Consider the following 18,162-nt stretch of genomic DNA (forward strand, 5'->3'; position numbering starts at 1 on the left):
TTTGTTGAAACTGGATTGTATAGTAATTGTTTATGAAGTTTATTTCTCGTTTTTTTGAGGTTAAAATTTATGTTTTTTCTTGGGGTTATACTGCAAATTTATATTGGTTTTTTCTCTTTTAATGTAACGATAGGATATATAAATAACATGATAAGACAAAGTTGTAATTTGGAATGATTCTAAATATGAATGAAGGAAGAAACGTATTTTCGTCATTAATCATTGATTGTTTTTGTAGGTAAAAACATCTATTTTTATAAGGTTTTAAAAGACAGATACAACTAGGGTTGATTTAAGATCCGGTTTTAGTCTGTTTTATGTGTTAATTCAGGAAAGAACGTCATTCGTCCGCAGTTATCTTTCGCTTATGTACTTTTATTTGCTCAATCTCCGTTAGTGGAATATCTTTACTACAGCATAACAGTTTTTGACTTGAGAATGATGGTAAAATTATCTGCATATTGGAAAATTCAGCTCATTGGATGGATGGTAACCTCCTTGTATTGGGGGATTTCAGCTTTTTTTGGAAGCAGTTTTATGTGGACAATTGGGATAGCTGATTTTGTGTTAGATGTGTTTATCGGTATTTCATTAACGCATCTTTACAGAAATTTTGCTTTGATAAGAGGTTGGAATAAGTTCAGTCTGAAAAAATTGGTTCCAAGAATAGTGTTGAGTGTTCTTATACTTTCTGTGTTGTACATGCTTTTGATTGTGGGGAAACTTTACCTTGTTCGGCTATTTGTTTTAAAAAGCACATCAATTTCATTTATTTCGTTTTTACAATCCACGCAGTTGCAGGTTTTTATTACAGGTACCAGACTAATGTCTATTTGGGTGCTGGCCTATCATCTGTATCATTATTCAAGATTAGAGATTGAAACCGTAAAAGAAAATGCCAGATTGTCTATTATATTAAAAGAAGCACAATTGAATAATCTGAGTACACAGCTTAATCCGCATTTCTTTTTTAATTCACTGAACAGTATTAAGTTTTTGGTGTTAGAAGATCCGCATTCAGCGCGACGGGCGATTGACCTTTTATCTGATCTGCTTCGGAATTCTTTAAACAATAATATAGGAAATTTAGTAGCCTTAAACGATGAAATCAGTCTGGTTAGGGATTATTTGGAGCTGGAAAAAATTCGATTTGAAGAACGTCTACAGGTGGAAATTGAAGTAGATCAAAAGCTGTCTGATCATTTAGTTTTACCTTTAAGTATTCAGACACTGGTGGAGAATGCGATAAAACATGGAATTGAAAAAAGAAAAGAAGGAGGAGCTGTTACCGTAAAAATAGAGCAGGCGGGCAATTTTATAAAAATCAGTGTTCAAAATTCGGGGAAGCTTCATAAAGAGATTAAAGATTTTTCAGGTATTGGATTGGGTAATCTGAAAGAGAGATTGCTGTTGCAATACAAAGGAAGAGCTTCTTTTGAAATTAAAGAAATGCAAGACGAAACTGTTTTGGCAACTATTTTATTCCCATCAGAATGAGAAAGATAAAAGTTATAATAGTAGACGATGAACGTTTGTCCAGAGAAGAACTAAAAAGGGCACTAAAACCGCATGAAGATTTTGTTCTTGTAGGAGAAGCAGGAAATGCTGATGAAGCCAAAAGTCTGATTGAAGCCAAAATGCCGGATCTGATCTTTTTGGACATTCAGATGCCTGAAAAATCCGGTTTCGATTTACTGGAATCTCTCGATAATGCACCGGCAGTACTTTTTACAACAGCTTATAATGAATATGCTGTGCGGGCTTTTGAAGTAAATGCTTTAGATTATTTAATGAAACCGATTAGGGAAGAACGTTTTGCAAAAGCAATCGATAAAATAAGAAATACTTTATCCGGAAAGTATTCTTTGGGAGATGTTGCAGTAAAAGACCGTAAGATTTTCATTAAAGATGGAGAGAAAAGATTCTTTATTCAGTTGGATGAAATTTATCGGATCGAATCTCTTGAAAATTACACCAGACTTTTTTTTCAGGATAAAAAAGCTCTTCAAAGACGTTCCCTCCGCCAATGGGAAGAAATGCTGGATGCGAATGTTTTTTTTAGAATAAACAGAACCGAAATTATCAACCTTAATCACATTCGGGAAGTTAACAGAACCGTTAGCGGCAAACTGGAAGTAAAGTTAAAAACGGGAGAACTCTTAGAAGTTTCAAACCGTCAGGCCGTGAAATTTAAAAATCTTAATGGGATTTAACTTAAAAAAACTGTTGGATGTAATTATTTTTTAACACATAGAAACATAAAAGTAACATTCTCAAAAAAGGCGTTTCACTTATTTAAAACACACAGAGGTAGCCTATGTGTAAGAAACATGTTTTTATGTGTTAAATGATTTAATTTATTAATTACACCGAACGGGTTTAAAAAGAGATGTCCGTTCTTTTTAAATCGCTTTAACAAAAAGAAGAAGTCATAAAAAATCAGGCCGTTTTTAAATTTATTAAAAACAGTCGGACGCAGTGTGTTGTATTTGGAATAAAGCTCCGGAAAATAAATTCAGATACCGCATGATTACTTCTTTTTTCAATCATTTTAAAATTTTAATAAAACCATTTAAACAAAATAACACAATGAAATTAATTCTAAGTTTTGTATTTTTTGTCTGTTCGGTAATCCAGACATTTTCGCAGCAGACTATGGCGACGAGATCAAAAGATCAGGAAAGCGCTTATGACATTCAGGATAGTGTGATGATTAAAACCAGAGACGGTGCTTTAATATCAGCAATCGTTGTTTGGAAAAAGGGAGATTTAACTCCCAAGCCGGTTATCTATCAGCATACCATTTATGCCAGAGAAAAAGGCAGAGATCTCAAATCTTTAAAAACAGCGGCAGATAAGGATTATATAGGAGTCATGTCGTATTCACGCGGGAAACGATTTAGTCCTGACGAAATAATGCCTTATGAAAACGAGACTAATGATACTTATGATGTTATCGACTGGATTAGTAAACAGGAGTGGTGCAACGGAAGCGTCGGGATGTATGGCGGAAGTTATAACGGGTTTACGCAATGGGCAGCGTGTAAAAAAATGCATCCTGCACTTAAAACGATAGTTCCGTATGTTGCTTCCAGACCGGGAATGGGTTTGCCTATGGAAAATAACGTTTTTATAAATCCTAATTACGAATGGACGTTTTATGTTGGAAATAACAAATATCTGGATACGGTTGCGGGAAATGACAGACAGCGCTTCAGGAATATGCAGTTTAAGTGGTGGGAAACCGGTGTGGCTTACAAAAAAATGGATAGCATTGACGGTAGTCCGAACCAGTCCTTTCAAAAGTGGATCAAACACCCGTCATTTGACGAATACTGGCAGAAAATGGCACCGTACGAAAAAGATTTTGCGCAGATCAATATTCCGGTTTTAGCCATTGACGGTTACTATAATGATTCTCAAAATTCAGGGTTGTATTATTTGAGAGAATTGGAGAAATACAATCCTAAAGCTAACACTTATTTAATCATTGGTCCGTATGGTCATTTTGGTGCGCAAGTAGGAGGTGATGCTGTTCTGAACGGTTACAAAGTAGATGAGGTGGCTCTAATCAATACCTATAAAATAACCTATCAATGGTTTGATTATATTTTGAAAGGCAAACCCAAACCGGCAATCTTAAAAGACAGAGTCAATTATGAGGTAATGGGGGCTAATGAATGGAGAAGCGCTCCGTCTATTGCTAAAATGAGTAATAGTGTGTTAACGTTGTATCTTGCTAATGATCCGGTAGAGAAAGGAAAATTTTACTCGTTGAATGCCACAAAACCGGTTAAGAAAAGTTATTTGCCGCAGGAAGTTGATTTTGCAGACCGACAAACCATTAATAACGATTATTATCCCGATCCTATTATTGATAACGAAGTAGACACGTCCAATGGTTATGTTTTTATAAGCGAACCTTTTAGTCAGCCGATAGTGGTAAATGGGGCATTTTTTGGGGAGATAAAAGCGAGTATCAATAAAAAAGATATGGATATTGGAGTTACCTTGTTTGAAGTAACGCCAGATGGGAAATATTTTGAGCTGTCTTATTTTATAGGCAGGGCAAGTTATGCGAAGGATATTACAAAAAGAAATTTGCTTCAGCCCAATAAAATAGAAAGTATTCCTTTTTCAAATACTCGTGTGGTGAGCAAACAACTGAGTAAAGGAAGTAGATTGTTGATTACTTTGAATGTAAACAAAAACTCATTTTCGGAATTGAATTATGGAACGGGGAAGGAGGTCAGCAGCGAGACTATTAAAGATGCTAAAGTGCCTCTGAAAATCAAATGGTACAATGATAGTTTTGTAAAAATTCCGGTTTGGAAATAAAACTAAAAATTCCAATCTTATTCATTTTAAGATTGGTTTTTTTATTTCAGTAAAGCGGTATCTAAATGATGTAACCAGTTTTCTTTATAGCTATTTCCTATTGGTATTTCGACCGTATTTATTTCAACTTCATTCTTAGAATAAGCGGTTAGTTTTTTGATCTGAATGATATAAGAGCGGTGAACACGGACAAAATTAGCATCTAATTGTTTCTCAAAAACAGAAATATTCTGCTTAATATGATGTGATTTTCCGTTTTCGAGATGAATGGTAATATAATCTTTTAGGCTTTCAACAAATAAGATATCATCAAATATAATTTTAATATTTCTGCTTCCGCTGGTTACAAAAATATGATTTTCAGAGTCTGATTTTGTTTCCTTTTTCAAAGGCTGTACTTGTTTGAATTTTTCTATCGAGACAAAAAAACGGTCAAAAGTTATAGGTTTTAAGAGATAATCAATGACATTAAGTTCATAACCTTCTATGGCATATTCCCGATAAGCAGTCGTGAAAATTACCTTAGGCGGATTTTTTAATTTCTTTAAAAATTCATTGCCTTTTAAGAGTGGCATTTCTATATCCAGAAAAATTAAATCGACTGTGTTTGTTTCTAAAAAAGTATAAGCTTTAAGTGCATTTTCGAAAGAATCGATAAGTTCGAAATTTTCAAAATTCACTAAATGAGAAGCAATTAATTCTCTTGCCAAAGGTTCGTCGTCAATGATGATGCATTTGTATTTCATTCAAAAAAAGAATATTTTTTAGAAAATCTAAGTTAAGGGTTTTGAGTCAGTTTTGGTTATAGCTCTAAAAAATCTTAGGAGTTTTCATTTTGTGATCTTAAAATTAAATGTTGAGGTAAAGTTTAACGGCATAAGTAATTTCCGTTTCTTCAATTTCTAATTGATGTTTTTGGGGATATAATAAATCCAATTGTTTTCGAACATTTTCTAAGCCAATTTTAGATTTATCCGAGATTTTATTAAAATCGTTTTTAGGTTTTGTGTTGTCAATGCTAAAAATGATTTGTTGTTTGTTGCTTTCTAAATGCAAAAAAATCATTGCTTTTTCGGTTTCGTTAATTACCCCATGTTTAAAGGCGTTTTCGATAAAAGTTAATAGAATTAGAGGAGATATCTTGTTGCTTACTTCGATGTTTTTAGTAAATGAAATAGTCAATCTGTTTTCGCTGTAGCGTAATTTTTCCAGACCAATATAATTTTCAATTAACGCAATTTCTTTTTCGATCGATACATAATCTTCGTTGCAGCGATAGAGAACAAAATCTAAAATTTCAGATAATTTTGCAATAACTTCCGGTGCTTTATCATCTTTTTTTAGTGTTAAAGTATATAGATTATTTAATGTATTGAAAAGGAAATGTGGATTCAGTTGATTTTTTAGAATCTTCAGTTCCATTGATTTTTTCTCTTCTTCTAATTTTAAAAGCCGTTGTTGTTTACGGTTAAAACTTATAAAACCTAAAATAATAACAGGATAGGTAAGGAACGAGAATTCTCTTAGCATCAATTTAACCGAAGTTAATCTTTCGATAACGGTCATTTTATGCCCAAGCCAATCATCAAAGAAACCTGGGAATTTTGGTTCGAGATAATAAAATTTTAAAATCATTAAAAGGGCAAAAATGAAATAGAGCCAGCCCAATGCGGAAATTGTAAAAAGTAAATATTTCTTTTTATTTAGTGTGTGGGGAATAATCCAATAAATCAGACCATACCCAACAGCTGCCTGTGCTCCAATTTTCCAGGAATATATAAATAGAAAAGCATAAGAATTTTCGTTGTCAGATTTATTCGAAAAATAAAAAAATAAAAAGAAAATCCAGTAGAAACAATGAAGAGCTGCTCTTTTTAAATCAATTTGTTTGATGAAATTCATAGGATATTTTAAATAGGAGCAAGATAACAAAATATAGAAATAAGCTTTGTTTAGGACTATAAATAATAAGATTTTGCCTTCAATAATAGCAGTTCGGCATACGAATACAACAGAATTGAATTATTCATTATTTGATTGCTAAAACTACCTTTTCAGTTGCGCCTGTAATGATCAGAAGTTCTTCCAATTATATTCGCTTAAAAATAATTAGGATCAAATTTATCCTTGTATTGATTCTATTTCTGAGTGACATGCTGAAGTAAAATCGCCTTAAAATAATAAACGGACCTAAAACGAAATGAAAAAAATGATTAAACACACAATTGGTATTCTGATTTTAATAAGTTCTTTAAACTTATTTTCGCAAGAAAAAAAACAAGAAATTAAATACAACGAGGCTTCCAGAGCAATCAGGCCTACTTTGTTTGCAGACTTAGGCGAAACTTGCCAAACTCCGGACGGGATGGCTCTTGATAAGAAAGGAAATTTATTTCTTTCGATTACAAATGCAATTTCATTTGAAAAGTACGGCAGTAAAATTTTAACTTTCGATAAAAATGATAAACCGATAACCTGGTTCGACAAATTACCATTGCATCCTGTTACACAAAAAGTACATCCGATGGGAATGGAGTTTGGCCCTGATGGGAATCTATATATTATGGACAATCAGTTTTTTGCTGGAAAAGAGAATTTCTCGAGATTAATTAGAATTATAGTAAAAGACGGAAAACCAATAAATGCTGAGGTTTTGGCCGAAGGATTTAATTTTGGAGAAGCCATAAGATGGTTTAAAAACCGAATTTATATTACAGATGCTTTGTTTGAAAACAGAAGAGAAAGCGGAATTTATAGTTTTTCGTTAGAGGAATTAAATAAGAAAAAGATTGTCCTGGATTCATCAAATAAGAAAAATTATCGGATTGCAACTTTTATCTTAAAACCTGAAGTTACCAAGAGAACAATTGGGATTGATGGAATTGCTTTCGATAAAAAGGGAAATCTATATGCAGGAAATTTTGGTGATGGAGTAATTACTAAAATAGAATTCTACAGCGATGGAAAAGTAAAATCTAAAAAAGTTGTTTTTGATTCGGATAAATTAAAATGTTGCGATGGTTTTTTTTATGATAAAAAGCGAAACTCTATTTTCATTGCCAATTATGAAAACAATAGTGTACACGAATTAAATTTAGATACAAATACTATTTCTTTAATTTGGGAAAATGATAATGCTGACGGTTCTGACGGGCAATTGGATAATCCTTGTGAGACTATTGTTTATAAAGGAAAACTGTTAGTTGTGAACTATGATACTTTTGAAGGAGAAAAAAACAAAGAAGCAGATCGTTTTCATACTATTTCCAGTTTTAAATTATAAATCCTGTTCAGAAATAAAAAACAATAGTTTAAACAAAGCAAAAGCCAAATCTAAATTTTTAGATTTGGCTTTTTGGTATTGACTTTAAGACTTTTGACTTTCCAGCTTTAAGACTATCCTAAGAAAGGATATCTGTAATCTTCAGGAGTTACAAAGGTTTCTTTGATGGTTCTAGGAGATGCCCAACGCAATAAGTTCAATGCAGAACCTGCTTTATCGTTAGTTCCTGAAGCTCTTGCTCCACCAAAAGGTTGCATTCCTACAACAGCTCCTGTTGGTTTATCGTTGATGTAGAAGTTACCTGCAGCATTTTGTAATTTTACTGTAGCTACTTCAATTGCATAACGATCCTGGCTAAATACCGCTCCTGTTAAAGCGTACTCAGAAGTAGTATCTACTAATTCTAAAGTTTCTTCCCATTTAGCATCTTCGTAAACATAAATAGTGATTACAGGTCCGAATAATTCGGTTTCCATTGTAGTATATTTTGGGTTTGTAGTTACGATAACTGTTGGCTCAATAAAGTAACCAACTGATTTATCGTAGTTTCCACCAACGATGATTTCAGCATCAGCGTCTTTTTTAGCCTGGTCGATGAAGCTCGCCAATTTATCAAAAGAACCTTCGTGGATAACCGCTGTAATAAAGTTTCCGAAATCTTCCGGAGAACCCATTTTCATTGATTTTACATCGGCAACTAATTGTTCTTTAACTGCTGGCCATAAACTTTGTGGAATATAAGCTCTTGAAGCTGCAGAACATTTTTGTCCCTGAAATTCAAATGCACCACGGGCAATTCCTGTAGCCACTTGTTTTACGTTAGCGCTTGGGTGTGCAATGATAAAATCTTTACCACCAGTTTCTCCAACGATTCTTGGGTAAGTTTTGTAGTGGTGAATGTTAGCACCAATTTTAGCCCAGATGTCTTTAAATACATGAGTTGATCCTGTAAAGTGAACTCCTGCAAAATCACGGCTTGCTAAAACAGTATCTGTAATCATTAAGGCATCACCAAAAACAACATTGATTACTCCATCAGGAACACCTGCTTCTTTGAAAATATCGATAATGATTTTTGCAGAGAAAACCTGACTGTCGCTTGGTTTCCAAACCACAACATTACCCATCATAGCAGCACTTGCAGGAAGATTAGCAGCGATAGCAGTAAAGTTGAAAGGAGTAATCGCGTAAACGAAACCTTCAAGAGGTCTGTATTCTAAACGGTTCCACGTAGAAGAATCTGATTTTGGCTGATCTCCGTAAATCTGAGTCATGAATTCTACATTGTAACGTAAAAAGTCGATTAGCTCACAAGCAGCATCAATTTCTGCCTGATGAATATTTTTAGACTGACCGATCATTGTTGCTGCATTAATGCGGGCTCTGTATGGTCCTGCAATAAGCTCAGCAGCTTTTAAGAAAATAGCAGCACGTTGTTCCCATGCCATATTTGCCCATGCTTTTCTTGATTCAAGAGCGTTGGCAATCGCTTTTTCGATATGTTGTTTTTCAGCTAAATGGTAGGTTCCTACGATATGTTTGTGATCGTGAGGAGCTGATATTGTTCTTGTATTTCCAGTTCTGATTTCTTCGCTTCCGATGTATAACGGCACGTCGATTTTAGAGTTCCATAAAGTAGTGTAAGCTGCCTGAACTGCTGCTTTTTCTGGTGAATTAGGTGCGTATCCTTTTACCGGTTCGTTTACCGCTTTTGGTACGTGAAAGAATCCTTTTAGCATGTTATTTAAAATTAGATAATTAGACAATTTAAGAATTAGACGATTTGATTGTTACGAATAATCTAACGCTGCACAAAAGTACAAAGGATAAATTAATAATTTGACAAATTTGTGATTAAGATAACGATAAAAAAGGGAGTTTTAAACCTAATTTTTAGTTTAAAGCAAAAGGAGCACACATTCTGAAAGTTGGAACAATTACTTTGAATGTTTTGGTAGTGGTAAAGTTGATCATATTAAAATGACCTTTCATTGCACCATAAGGAGATGACAATAAACAGCCTGAACTATAAGTGTGATTTTCGCCGGGTTTTAAAACCGGTTTTTTCCCAATAACACCTTCACCGTCAACAATCTCAAGGTCGTTCAAAGAGTCAAAAATTTCCCAGTGACGAGAAGTTAACTGAACAGAATCTTTGCTGTGATTTTCGATTGTAACGACATAGCTAAAAGCAAAGTGAATCTTATAGTTCTTGAAGTAAGTGCCTTCAAAACTAGTCAAAACAGATATTTTTATGCCTCTTGTTATCTGAGAAACCATACTAAAGTAGTATATATGTGTGCGTTATAGGTGCAAAGCTACGAAAAAAAATCTTTCTGCCTAAATCCTTAACAATGTTTTAATTTATGATGTTTATCGAGCTTGCATTTCCTTTGCCAATCACTCTCTGGTATCGATCTGTACTTTCTCTGTAATACACCAGGATGGTGTATTCATTTTCAGTCTGATAAAAGTTACCGTCTATGGCATTTTCATAATCAATCACTCCTTTTTTATCGGCAACCGTGTATTGAAAAGCGGTAAAACCCTGTTTGATCATTACGGCTTTTTCAAATATACCTTTATCGGAATTGTAATCCATTTTGTATTCCGGAGACAGGCTGTAATTGTTGAACATCCCGCTGATGTAAATGTCCTTATTCGAGGCTCTGAAAGTTGGGGCCGACAGACTGAAATATACCCAGGCATAGTCAGCTTCGATTTCATTGTTGGAAGCATTGATATTCTTCACTACGAAATTTCCGTTTACATCCTGATTGTTCGAGTAAATCTGATTGGCTCTTGCCAGATTGGTAAACAAATAAGAGTTATAAATGTCGCCGCTGCTTCCTACCTTGGCTACATTGGTGCTAGCCGCACGTATGTCTTTGTTTTCAAAATACAAAAACTCATTACCGCCCCAAAACTGAGTTTCTTTATCGTATTTGTACACCAGCTGATTCCCAATGGTGTATTGCGGCACAATATTTTTAATAGAAGTGTTAAAGTTGCCATTCTGTAGCAGCAGCACTTTTACATTTTGCAGCGGAGTCTGAAAAACAATATCATTAGAGCTGATGTTAAAATCCAGATTTTGTTTGTGTTCTATGTTAGACAAATCCCGGCTTCTTTTTACCTGAGTCGCTACAGTACAGTGATTTTCGTATAAGATAAATTTTCTGGATAGCACAACTTCTCTGTCTTCATTTAAAATACGAAGCATATAATTGCCGGAAATACGCAGCTGACTGGTAAACTGATTCGGGAAAGGAAGTCTGTAATGCGAATAGATTTGAAGTGTATTAAACGAATTTAAATAATCAGTAATTCGCTGATTGTCAAAACCGCTGATGTAGTCTGTTTTCGGAATATCAGACGGTTTCCAGTTGTAATCGCAGTGTATCACTTCAAAATAATAATTGGCTTCATTACCAAATAAATCGTCAAATTGAAATTGAAAGGCTTCCCCCAATTCGAAGATCGGAATCACATTACTACCGTTCTGAACAAAAGAGACGGTTTTAATATTGTAAGGCGGATTTACTTCCGTTTGTACTTCCTGAGCAGTAGCCGAAGCAAAAATGAAAAATATAAGGAGATTTCTAAACAATTTTTTTGGCATCTTATTAAGTTGTAAGATTGTAAATATAACAATTTTATAGAACGTAATAGGATGCCGTTTTGCAGGTTTTGAAAACAATTGATCAGGAACCCAGCAGGTATTCGAGATTAGCTTCAATTTCGTCGCTGATATGACTTTCTTCCAAAAGCGAATCCGAGAGCAGTTTTTTGTTTTCCTGTAACTTGATGATTTTTTCTTCGACTGTGTTTTTTGAAATGAAACGAACTACGTTTACTTTGTTCAATTGTCCGATACGATGTGCTCTTCCCACTCCTTGTTTCTCTGCAAAAGGATTCCACCAGGGATCAAGGAATAAGACATACGAAGCCTTGGTAATGTTGAGACCAACGCCACCCGCCTTAAGGGAAATGAAGAATAACAAAGGGGTTTCTTTTTCCTGAAATCGTTTTACCTGCTGTTCTCTTTTTGGTGACGGAGTTTCGCCGGTAATCTCACAATATTCTATTTTGTTTTCTTTACACCAATCCGTATAAAAATTCAAATTGGTCACAAAGGAGCTAAAGATGATGATTTTTTGTTTTCCCTTGACTAAGTTTTTCAGGTAATTCGTAACGGCAATGTATTTTCCGGAATCTACTTCAGAATCCTGATCAACCATTTTGGGATGATTGCTCAGCTGTCTCAGCTTCATTAAAGTGTTGATAATGCTAATTTTATCAGGACCTGACCCATCCGTTTTCAGTAAAAAGTTACGTGCTTTTGATTTCTCTTTTTCGTATAGTTTTTCCTGTTCAGTATCCATATTGCAGTAATAAACCTGCTCTGTCAATTCAGGTAAATCTTTTAAAACCTGTTCTTTAGTTCTTCTTAAAATATAGGGCTGGATCAGGTTTTTTAATTCATTTAAAACTTCTTCGTTCTGTTTTTTCTCAATAGGATTTTTGAAATTTTCCATGAAAAAAGCATAACTGCCCAAGATATCCGGATTTATAAACTGCATCTGCGACCATAAATCGTCAAGTGAATTTTCAATAGGTGTACCACTCAATGCAATTTTATGCCCCGTGCTGATTTTATTGATGGCTTTGAAAATCTTAGAATCTTTGTTTTTAATGTATTGACTTTCATCTAGAATCAAATAACGGAAATCATATTTTTCTAAAATGGAAATATCCCGATGAACAATGCTGTAACTCGTAAAAATTAAATCGGTCGAATCTAATCTACTTGCCAGTAATTTTCGGTCATTGCCCACGTATTGCATTTTTGAAAAATGAGGTGTAAACTTTCCTGCTTCATTGTACCAGTTAAAAACCAAAGAAGAAGGGAGAACGATCAAGGCCTTCAGTGGTTCTCTTTCGATAGTCGTATCGTTTGAGAATAAATCAAAATTGGTCGTTTTGGTCGTAAAGCCCAGTTGTTCCTGTACCGCAACTAAAACTGCTAAAGTCTGCAGCGTTTTTCCAAGTCCCATATCATCGGCCAAACACGCGCCAAGATTGGCATTAAAGTGACCCAAAAGCCATTTTACACCATCAATCTGATACGGTCTCAAGGTTGCTTTTAATAAATCGGAAGCTGTAAATTCAGCTTTATGAATTTGATCCGGATCATTGGCGATTTCTGAAATTCCGTCTAAAGCAGTAAAATTACTTTTACGCAACAAAACAGTTCCGTTTTCTGTCTTTGCCAATTTTGCCAGAGAACCGTATTTACTAAACCATTCCAGCGGAATCAAAAAGTAATTTCCGTCAGGCAACATAAAGAGTCTTTCTTTGCTTTTTATGTTTGGAATGATTTCGCTGAAATTGATTTTATAAGGACCAATTGTGATGATTATTTTAATGTCGAACCAATCGGCTTTTGTTTCTTTTGCAATTGAAATGGTGTTGCTTTCGGTGATGATTTCTTTGCTTTCGAGTTTGAGATTCTGAATGGTAAAACCCAGACTTTCGAGTGGTTCTTTATGGTCAATAATGAATTGAATATTGACATACGGATCAGAAGTCTCAACATCTGAACTCAATCCAAACAATTCATTTTTGATTTTTGTTAAACCCAGACGGAGTAATTTGTCTGTATAGGAAATCTCATTAGCGCTTCGTTTAAACTGAATAATTTTAGGTTCGTTTGCAACACTAAAATCAACAAAAGAGTGCGTTTTTTTAGTTTTACCCGCATCAAACGAATAGCCGTTATAGTCAAAAAAAAGGTTGAGGTAATAACAGTTTTTAAAGAAATCAAAAACAGGCTGAATCGTGCAGGAAATAATGGTGTCACGAAGCTCAATTTCAAAGCCGGTAGATTCGATGTCGATTTTTTTGGCTATTTCCGGAATGAAATTCTTGAAGTAATTGTCAACTAGTTTTGACGGTATTTCGATTGATTTCTTCTTTAAAAAAGGCAGCAGTTTTTTAGAATTAAGTTCTTTTAATTGCCCAAGTTTTTTGTCGATGATCAACCAGCTTGGTTCGTCCAAAAGAATATCCACACTTTTATCCATTGGTAAAAATGTGGTTTCGCCTTCTTTTAAAGATAAAGTATAAGTAATGCCTTCGGCGTGTTTGTCAAATTGAATCTGAGGTTCAAATTCTAACGGATTTGTATCGACTCTCCAACGATAAAAATCCTTTTCCGCACTCATATTAGCAGAGAATGGAAATTGTTCTTTTACAATTAGATTGTAAAAGGATTCTAAGTTAAATTTTAAATGCTGACGAATGGCAAATTCAATTTTGGAGTCTTTTTGTAAATCGGCAATTGTTTTAGCCGATTTGATTTTGGTGCTGAATTTCTTGAAAATAAAATCAGGTTTTAAAGCGTCGCAAGCCGTCAGTATTTTTTTTGTATTGGAATCTAAATTTTGAAAAAGAACTCCAAAACTTTCAAGTACATCTGTACTCGCTTTTTTGTCCAGATATTTGATATCATCGGTATTCTCAATGATATAAGCTGTTGGGATATATGTATTCAGGTTTTTTTCAAAACTGATGTCAAAGCAGAACTGAAATGATTTTGTAGGTTCCAAGATTTAGGGATTTGGTTGGCTTATAATTTAGAGATTGGGCAAAAAAATAAAGAGTTTTCAAAATATCAATAATTTGAAAACTCTTTTTAAATGAACTTGTATCACTTATAGGGTGAAAGAATTAGTTTTCCTGTTTGAAGCAAAGCGGAATGATTTCGCCTTTTGCCAGACAATATTTTTCTACCAGTTCCGGAGAAATTTTATGAGTATAGTCTTCTTCGATAACGATAAAACCGATGCTTCTTAACTTGTCAAAATAATCACGGCCATAAATACGTACGTGGTCGTACTGACCAAATATTCTGGCACGTTCTTTTTGATCGGTGATGGTATCGTCAGCAAAAGTAACCGCTCTTGATAAGTCCTGCGGGATTTGAAGAATTGCCATTCCACCTGGTTTTAAAACGCGAAATAACTCCTGCATGGCCTTAGTGTCGTCCGGAATATGTTCTAAAACGTGGTTGCATAAAATAACATCGTATTCATTGTCTTTAAAAGGCAAATTACAAATGTCTGCTTTTACATCTGCCAAAGGCGAGAACAAATCGGTTGTCGTGTAATCCAGATTTTTCTGTTTGCGGAATCTTTTGTAAAAAGCCTGTTCCGGAGCAAAATGCAATACTTTTTTAGGTGCTGTAAAAAAATCAGTCTGATCATTTAAATACAGCCACAGCAAACGATGCCTCTCTAACGAAAGTGTACTTGGCGAAAGCACATTGTTACGTTGTTTCCCGTATCCATAAGGTAAAAAACTTCTAAAACTTTTCCCGTCAATCGGATCAGTATATTTGCTTCCTCTTAATGATAAAGCTAAAACAGGACGTGCCACATAACTTAAACGAATTAATATTGGACGGGGTATTGTATTAAGTACTAATTTAAAAAGTTTCTTCACGGTAAATGTATTTGAACACGAATTTCACTAATTAACACGGATTAATGTTGTGGTGAAATTTCACGAACCTTGATTTGGGTTAAAGTATTATTCTTTTATATTTAAGGCTGTCTTCTCCAAAATTAACTAGTAGACCCAGTTTGTTTTGTGATGCGGCCAGGTAATTTAATGTTTGTTTTATTTCACTTGTTGTTAGAGCAGTAATTGCTTTTAGTTCTAGAATAATTTCGTCAAAAATAACAAAGTCTGCAAAATAGTAACTTGGCAATATAATATCTTTATAAACGATAATATCTTAATTCCCGTTTGTACGGGATATTGTTTTTTTGAAATTCATATTCTAAAGCATCACCATAAACCTTTTCACTATGTCCCTTTCCTAAAATTTTATGGACTTCCATACAGATTCCTATAATTTTATAAGACTCTTCTTTTAAATACAGCTCATTCATCATCTTCCTTCAGTGAAATTTTAAGTAACTTATTATTTCGTGCTAATTCGTGAAATCTGTGTTATAATACCAGCGGCACTTTTCGGAATTCATCTTCCTCATTGCTTTCGATTCCGAGGGCTTTATAGATGTATTGAAAAGTCGATAAGATTTCTGGTTTACCATCCACTAAAGCAACGTCGTGTTCGAAATGAGCACTTGCTTTTCCGTCTGCGGTAGTAATAGTCCAGCCGTCTTTGTGTTGTTTGATGTTTCGGGTTCCAAGATTGATCATAGGCTCGATGGCTACAACCATTCCTTCCACAAATAGTTTTCCGCGACCGCGTTTTCCGTAGTTTGGCATTTCTGGTTCTTCGTGCATTTTCTGCCCTAATCCGTGTCCTACCAACTCGCGAACCACTCCGTATCCGTGAGCTTCTGTATATTTCTGGATCGCATTTCCAACATCTTCCACGCGATTTCCGGCTTTAAATTCTCTGATTCCTACGTAAAGAGATTCTTTGGTTACTTTCAAAAGTTTTTTAACTTCAGGAGCAACTTCTCCAATTTCGAAACTATAGGCGTGATCACCGTGATACCCATTTTTGAATGCACCACAATCTACCGAAATAACGTCACCGTTTTTCAAAGGTGTATTGTTCGGAATTCCGTGTACAACCTGAGAGTTTGGACTCATACAAAGTGAATTCGGGAAATCATACAGTCCTAAGAAGCTTGGAACTGCACCGTGATCACGGATAAATTCCTCAGCCAGTTTGTCCAAATATAATGTAGTTACTCCTTCTTTGATTTCAGAAGCAATCATTCCCAATGTTTTAGATACGATCAAAGCACTTTCGCGCATTAATTCGATTTCTTCACGTGATTTTACAATAATCATAATTTCGGATTTTCAGTTCGCAAAAGTACAAATTTTAATATTATCTTTTTATTTAAAAGTTTTTCGCCACGAATTCACGAATTAAAAGGAATGACAGGCGTTTAAAAATAACGAATTACTATTTATGCATAAAGTTCGCCAATAGTAATTCGTGAATTACTTCGTCCGTTCGCTATCGCTCGGGTCGTGGCGAACGGACAATGAAGAGGAATTATTAGTTCAGAGAAAAAACGTAAATTAGTAATCATTGAAATGAATTAAATTATGGAGACGTCTGTAGATCATGAAAATATAGTAAAGAAGAAAGCCCTGAAGCGGATGAAAAATAATGCATTGGGACTCTTAGGTATCGCAGTGCTTTTGTTTGTAGTAGCGGTTTATTTTAAGATTCCGATGCTTCAGGCTTTTAGTGAAGCGGCGATGGTGGGTGGTATCGCCGACTGGTTTGCAGTGGTGGCCTTATTTCGTCATCCTTTAGGAATTCCGATTTGGCATACGGCCATTATTCCGACTAAGAAAAATGAAATTGGTGAAAATTTAGGGAGTTTTGTTTCGGAAGAATTTCTGAATCGGGAGAAACTGGAAATAAAACTCGAAGAATTTAATTTTGCTACGAAAGCAGCTGATTGGCTTTCACAGGAGGAAAATGCCAATAAAATTGCCAGTGTTGTAGCTTTAAATATTATTCCCGGAGTTTTAAAAACGATAAAAGATGAAGATGTAAAGCGATTCATTCAGGTTCAGTTCAAAGAAAAACTGGAAGCAATCAACTTTGGAGATTGGGTAGCGCTGGCGTTAGAGCCTTTGCAAAAAGGAAATGTGAAAGAGGAGCTGCTGACAAATGTGCTGAATGTGATGAGTACAGAGCTTGCTAATAATAAAGACCTGATTCGGAAAAAAGTGAAAGCATCGACACCATTTTTAAGTTTTGGTTTGGCGGATAAAAGCATTACAGAGGGAGTTTTTAATGGGCTTGCTGATTTTTTAAACGAAGCAAAACATCCCGGAAGTGCAATCCGAATTAAGATAGACGAGTATGTGTATAATTTTCTGGACAAAGTAAAGCATTCAGAGGAGATGCGGGAGAAGATTAATACTGTGATACTGGGTTTTGCCGGAAAAAAAGAGGTTCAGGATTATGTCAACGGAATTTGGGATGAAATAAAAAGATCGATTTCAGCTGATTTGGAAAAGGGTGAGGAATCGTCAATTAAGAAAAATATTTCGGGTTTGATTCAGGGGTTCGGAAATGGATTAAAAGAAGATGCTGTTATGATCGATAAGATCAATAATTTCATCAAGAACGATTTGCTTTCGATGCTGCTAAACAATAAAAAAGTGATTGGAGATTTGATTTCGTCTACCGTGAAAAGTTGGGACGGGAAGGAGGTTTCAGAAAAATTAGAACTGGAAATAGGGAAAGATCTTCAGTACATCCGAATCAACGGAACTTTGGTAGGAGGTCTGATTGGACTTGTAATTTATGCCGTCGAGTGGACGTATCATTATTTGGTCTAATCCATCAGTAAAAAATGATTTAACACACAGAAGGATTATACATTTAAAAAAGTGAAATGTCTATTTTAGGAGTATCAGACCTATTAGTCTAGATAATAGCCACAGATTAGGGGATTAAAAAGATTATGAAATCTGCAAGATCTGCGTGCAAAAAGATTTAACACATAGAGACATAAATTGAATGC

General features: G+C 34.7%; 13 protein-coding genes and 1 pseudogene. 5 read left to right on the forward strand and 9 right to left on the reverse strand.

Annotated elements, in window-relative coordinates; all coding sequences use genetic code 11:
* Positions 1 to 396 precede the first annotated feature (396 nt).
* The 3 genes from JO950_RS03605 to JO950_RS03615 all read left to right on the forward strand — a co-directional run bounded on the left by JO950_RS03605 (position 397) and on the right by JO950_RS03615 (position 4,338).
* Complete coding sequence (locus JO950_RS03605) at positions 397 to 1,497, forward strand: sensor histidine kinase (RefSeq protein WP_237732268.1); 1,101 nt, start codon at positions 397 to 399, stop codon at positions 1,495 to 1,497.
* Entirely contained in the window at positions 1,494 to 2,213 is a 720-nt protein-coding gene (locus JO950_RS03610) for a LytTR family DNA-binding domain-containing protein (protein ID WP_202701269.1), read from the forward strand. The genes JO950_RS03605 and JO950_RS03610 overlap by 4 nt, the downstream gene beginning before the upstream one ends.
* A 376-nt stretch (positions 2,214 to 2,589) precedes the next feature.
* Positions 2,590 to 4,338 carry a CocE/NonD family hydrolase gene (locus JO950_RS03615; RefSeq protein WP_202701270.1) on the forward strand — a complete coding sequence of 583 codons (1,749 nt, stop codon included), beginning with the start codon at positions 2,590 to 2,592 and terminating at the stop codon, positions 4,336 to 4,338.
* Positions 4,339 to 4,379: 41 nt separating this feature from the next.
* Here the strand turns inward: JO950_RS03615 and JO950_RS03620 are convergent, their stop codons facing one another.
* Together JO950_RS03620 and JO950_RS03625 are read right to left on the reverse strand one after the other, a co-directional pair.
* Positions 4,380 to 5,084: a LytTR family DNA-binding domain-containing protein gene (locus JO950_RS03620; protein ID WP_202701271.1), complete on the reverse strand. Its 705-nt coding sequence runs from the start codon at positions 5,082 to 5,084 to the stop codon at positions 4,380 to 4,382.
* Positions 5,085 to 5,187: 103 nt separating this feature from the next.
* Positions 5,188 to 6,240 (reverse strand): sensor histidine kinase, encoded by a 1,053-nt coding sequence (locus JO950_RS03625; RefSeq protein WP_202701272.1) that lies wholly within the window; start codon positions 6,238 to 6,240, stop codon positions 5,188 to 5,190.
* Positions 6,241 to 6,547: 307 nt separating this feature from the next.
* Here JO950_RS03625 and JO950_RS03630 point away from each other — a divergent pair, with 307 nt between their 5' ends.
* Positions 6,548 to 7,621, forward strand: a complete 1,074-nt coding sequence (locus JO950_RS03630; protein ID WP_202701273.1) for a hypothetical protein — start codon at positions 6,548 to 6,550, stop codon at positions 7,619 to 7,621.
* 113 nt (positions 7,622 to 7,734) lie between these two features.
* Here JO950_RS03630 and pruA read toward each other — a convergent pair whose 3' ends face one another.
* The 7 genes and pseudogenes from pruA to map all read right to left on the reverse strand — a co-directional run bounded on the left by pruA (position 7,735) and on the right by map (position 16,459).
* The gene (gene pruA / locus JO950_RS03635; RefSeq protein WP_202701274.1) at positions 7,735 to 9,360 is read right to left on the reverse strand and encodes an L-glutamate gamma-semialdehyde dehydrogenase; all 1,626 of its coding nucleotides are present in this window, start codon (positions 9,358 to 9,360) and stop codon (positions 7,735 to 7,737) included.
* A gap of 154 nt (positions 9,361 to 9,514) precedes the next feature.
* Complete coding sequence (gene apaG, locus JO950_RS03640) at positions 9,515 to 9,901, reverse strand: Co2+/Mg2+ efflux protein ApaG (protein WP_041517556.1); 387 nt, start codon at positions 9,899 to 9,901, stop codon at positions 9,515 to 9,517.
* A gap of 79 nt (positions 9,902 to 9,980) precedes the next feature.
* Positions 9,981 to 11,243 (reverse strand): DUF5103 domain-containing protein, encoded by a 1,263-nt coding sequence (locus JO950_RS03645; protein WP_202701275.1) that lies wholly within the window; start codon positions 11,241 to 11,243, stop codon positions 9,981 to 9,983.
* 82 nt (positions 11,244 to 11,325) lie between these two features.
* Positions 11,326 to 14,232 (reverse strand): DEAD/DEAH box helicase, encoded by a 2,907-nt coding sequence (locus tag JO950_RS03650; protein WP_202701276.1) that lies wholly within the window; start codon positions 14,230 to 14,232, stop codon positions 11,326 to 11,328.
* A 121-nt stretch (positions 14,233 to 14,353) separates the two neighbouring features.
* A complete protein-coding gene (locus JO950_RS03655; protein WP_026110123.1) occupies positions 14,354 to 15,127 on the reverse strand; it encodes a class I SAM-dependent methyltransferase in 774 nt (257 codons plus the stop codon).
* A 79-nt stretch (positions 15,128 to 15,206) separates the two neighbouring features.
* Positions 15,207 to 15,579, reverse strand: a pseudogene (locus tag JO950_RS03660) (GxxExxY protein).
* Positions 15,580 to 15,640: 61 nt separating this feature from the next.
* A complete protein-coding gene (gene map / locus JO950_RS03665) occupies positions 15,641 to 16,459 on the reverse strand; it encodes a type I methionyl aminopeptidase (protein WP_017497801.1) in 819 nt (272 codons plus the stop codon).
* A gap of 264 nt (positions 16,460 to 16,723) precedes the next feature.
* On the opposite strand from map, the gene JO950_RS03670 reads away from it, so the two are divergent.
* Positions 16,724 to 17,977 (forward strand): DUF445 domain-containing protein, encoded by a 1,254-nt coding sequence (locus tag JO950_RS03670; RefSeq protein WP_202701278.1) that lies wholly within the window; start codon positions 16,724 to 16,726, stop codon positions 17,975 to 17,977.
* Positions 17,978 to 18,162 lie beyond the last annotated feature (185 nt).

The sequence above is a fragment of the Flavobacterium sp. UGB4466 genome, assembly GCF_903469665.1.
Classification (GTDB): Bacteria; Bacteroidota; Bacteroidia; order Flavobacteriales; family Flavobacteriaceae; genus Flavobacterium; species Flavobacterium lipolyticum.

Bases quoted from the DNA above. Each gene is read 5' to 3' on its own strand.
- JO950_RS03610 (WP_202701269.1), top strand. From the start codon at position 1,494: ATGAGAAAGATAAAAGTTATAATAGTAGACGATGAACGTTTGTCCAGA.
- JO950_RS03615 (WP_202701270.1), top strand. From the start codon at position 2,590: ATGAAATTAATTCTAAGTTTTGTATTTTTTGTCTGTTCGGTAATCCAG.
- JO950_RS03620 (WP_202701271.1), bottom strand. From the start codon at position 5,084: ATGAAATACAAATGCATCATCATTGACGACGAACCTTTGGCAAGAGAA.
- JO950_RS03625 (WP_202701272.1), bottom strand. From the start codon at position 6,240: ATGAATTTCATCAAACAAATTGATTTAAAAAGAGCAGCTCTTCATTGT.
- JO950_RS03630 (WP_202701273.1), top strand. From the start codon at position 6,548: ATGATTAAACACACAATTGGTATTCTGATTTTAATAAGTTCTTTAAAC.
- pruA (WP_202701274.1), bottom strand. From the start codon at position 9,360: ATGCTAAAAGGATTCTTTCACGTACCAAAAGCGGTAAACGAACCGGTA.
- apaG (WP_041517556.1), bottom strand. From the start codon at position 9,901: ATGGTTTCTCAGATAACAAGAGGCATAAAAATATCTGTTTTGACTAGT.
- JO950_RS03645 (WP_202701275.1), bottom strand. From the start codon at position 11,243: ATGCCAAAAAAATTGTTTAGAAATCTCCTTATATTTTTCATTTTTGCT.
- map (WP_017497801.1), bottom strand. From the start codon at position 16,459: ATGATTATTGTAAAATCACGTGAAGAAATCGAATTAATGCGCGAAAGT.
- JO950_RS03670 (WP_202701278.1), top strand. From the start codon at position 16,724: ATGGAGACGTCTGTAGATCATGAAAATATAGTAAAGAAGAAAGCCCTG.